Below are 661 nucleotides of genomic sequence, written 5' to 3'. Positions count from 1 at the left end.
TTCCCGGAGAGTTGTTTGTAGGCCTCGACGACCTGTCCGGCACCCGTCGCGCCGATGGGGTGGCCCTTGGACTTGAGGCCGCCGGAGGTATTCACTGGGAGGTCGCCGCCGAGTGCCGTCGCGCCGGACTCGATCAACTGGCCGGCCTCGCCCGGTTCACAGAAGCCCAGGTCCTCGTACGCCAGCAATTCCGCGATGGCGAAGCAGTCGTGAACCTCCGCGAAGTCGAGGTCGTCGGGCTCGATGTCGGCCATCTCGTAGGCCGTCTCGGCAGCGCGCTGACTCGCCGGCACGCCGGTGTAGGTGTCGCGCTGGAAGAGGCCGACGGTGTCGCTGCCGGCACCGACGCCGGCGACCCGGATCGGATCGTCCGTGTAGTCGTCGACCACGTCCTCGCTGACGATCAGCGCACAGGCCGCCCCGTCCGAGGTCGGACAGCAGTGATAGAGGTTTAACGGGTCCGCGACGACCGGCGCGGACTGGGCATCCTCGAGCGAGCACTCGAAGTCCAACTGCGCGTGGGGGTTTTTCGCGCCGTTTTCGTGGTTCTTGACGGCGACCCGCGAGAGGTTCTCGCGCGTGGTGCCGTACTGCTCCATGTGGACCGAGGCCATCTGGGCGTAGACGCCCGAGAAGGTGGTCCCCGAGAGGCGCTCCCACT

General features: G+C 67.5%; 1 protein-coding gene. It reads right to left on the bottom strand.

Features of this window, described 5'->3' with window-relative positions; genetic code table 11:
* A partial coding sequence (locus tag C486_RS00760) for a thiolase C-terminal domain-containing protein (protein ID WP_008451926.1) occupies positions 1-661 on the bottom strand: 661 nt, incomplete at both ends.

The sequence above is a fragment of the Natrinema gari JCM 14663 genome (genome assembly GCF_000337175.1).
In the GTDB taxonomy this organism is placed as follows: Archaea; Halobacteriota; Halobacteria; order Halobacteriales; family Natrialbaceae; genus Natrinema; species Natrinema gari.
The sequence above is the reverse complement of the archived record's forward strand: the minus strand, read 5'-3'. Positions and strand labels throughout refer to the sequence as shown.